The 1,768-nt window shown below is 43.0% G+C and carries 2 protein-coding genes, 1 tRNA gene and 1 pseudogene; 3 read left to right on the forward strand and 1 reads right to left on the reverse strand.

Annotation, left to right across the window (positions count from 1 at the left end; all coding sequences use genetic code 11):
* The 3 genes from PX484_RS04020 to PX484_RS04030 all read left to right on the forward strand — a co-directional run.
* Nucleotides 1-379 (forward strand): HAD family hydrolase (locus PX484_RS04020; RefSeq protein ID WP_288102935.1); only part of this gene is annotated, 379 nt, incomplete at its 5' end.
* A gap of 85 nt (nucleotides 380-464) precedes the next feature.
* Nucleotides 465-535 (forward strand) — tRNA-Gly (locus tag PX484_RS04025).
* Between the two features lie 262 nt (nucleotides 536-797).
* Nucleotides 798-1,253, forward strand: coding sequence for a DUF29 domain-containing protein (locus tag PX484_RS04030; protein ID WP_287765189.1), 456 nt, complete (start codon nucleotides 798-800; stop codon nucleotides 1,251-1,253).
* A 244-nt stretch (nucleotides 1,254-1,497) separates the two neighbouring features.
* Here the strand turns inward: PX484_RS04030 and PX484_RS04035 are convergent.
* Nucleotides 1,498-1,768 (reverse strand): annotated as a pseudogene (locus PX484_RS04035) (IS1634 family transposase); the annotation flags it as partial.

Genomic DNA, 1,768 nt, shown 5'->3' on the forward strand with positions numbered 1-1,768 from the left:
AGTAGAATCAATCTTGCAACAGACGGGCCTTGGGGATTACTTTAGTGTCATTGTCACCGGTGATGAGATTAGCACCAGTAAACCGCAACCGGATGGTTATTTACTGGCCGTAGAAAGATTCAATCGTTGGAATTTTAATCTGCAATTGCAACCCTGGGAATGTCTGGTGATTGAAGATACTTTTGCTGGTTGCGAAGCGGCAAAAAGAGCGGGAATGCAGGTGGTGGGAATCGCTCATACCTACCCCTTCCATTTTATGCAGAGAGTGTCCAACTGGGCGATCGATAATTTCTCCCAACTAGACCTCGATCGCGTGGAAGAAACTTTTAGCCAAATCGGGGATAAAAAGGAGCGATCGGGATTTTTAGGCGATCTATGACCATCTAGAGGCGATTCACAAGCTGAAAATCCCTACTTGTAAAAATCGGCAATTCGTGTTATGCTAACGAAAGTGCTAAGAAAATGCGGGTGTAGTTTAGTGGTAAAACCCTAGCCTTCCAAGCTAATGATAGGGGTTCGATTCCCCTCACCCGCTTAAGTTGTTGTGCAGTCACACATTATCTGTCGTCTGATGGATAAGGGTTTTCGGCTATTGTAGTAGATATGTATGGGAGAAGTTCAGTGAGTAACGCACAGAAAACGGGTTTCTCGGAGAAACCCGTTTTCTACTCATGCAAAAGGCAAAACGGAGTTTGGTTCTCACAAGATATCTATAATCTTAGAGGAGTTGGAAGTATTAAAAAAAGTTTTGAGTCGGTTGAGCTAGGATAGTGAAAGAATACCGAGAGGACGTGAGCATGACACCAACAACCACGAAAACGCTCTACGATACCGATTTCGCTCTCTGGATCGACGAAACAGTAGATCGATTAAAAGCCGGAGATTTCGCTGCGATCGATCTGGACAATTTAATCGAGGAGGTGGAATCCTTGGGAATTGGTCAGCGTAAATCGGTTCATAGTTTTCTGGTTCGTTTACTGGAGCATCTCTTAAAACGGTGTTATGTCGCTCTCCCGGATTGTTATCGGGGATGGGAGGTCGAGATCCGGAATTTTCGCAACGAGTTAAAAAAAGAGTTTAAATACTCACCGAGTTTAAAAAGCTTTCTAGTCGAGATCTTTGGGGAATCCTACGGGGAAGCGTTGGAGTCGGTGCGCGAGGATTATCCTGATACAAGTTTTCCTGATGTTTGTCCTTTTGCGAAGGATGTGGATACTCTGTTAACTGAAAAGTTTTGGAGAGATGGACAGTGAGGGAGTAAAGATAAAAAGTGAGATTGCCATAAAGCTTCGGAGTAATTGAGAGCAATGCAATACTTAAAAAATATCAGTCTAGCCAAAGACTGGAAATTAGATAAATGGGGCGAATGTTATCAAAAAATATCGACAAACTATCAGCCTTTTGAAAAGGGAAATACGCCTTATACCTGGACTTCCCCGTTGACAAAAGGCCATAACCTGTGCTGTAGAAGGGATTAAGAGAATTTACAGCGCCCCGTTACTGGGTACAAATCAGGGAAACTCCCAATAAATCTAACGCTTTTTGTTGCAGTTGGGTCGGTCGAGTTATCTTAGAAAAACGATAACTTCCCTCTCTAATCGTACACTCTACTGTATTCAAGCAAATTGTCCCCAGGTCTTCCAACAAAGTCCGAAAACTATGCACAGGAAAGTTCTCTTGATTCCGTTTTTTTCTCTCTTTAGACTGAGCGGATTCACTGCGACTCGCCTTAATCACATTCAGAGAACTATCATCAATTTCTTCATCC

The sequence above is a fragment of the Microcystis sp. M49636_WE2 genome (assembly GCF_030065375.1).
GTDB classification, from domain to species: Bacteria; Cyanobacteriota; Cyanobacteriia; order Cyanobacteriales; family Microcystaceae; genus Microcystis; species Microcystis aeruginosa_C.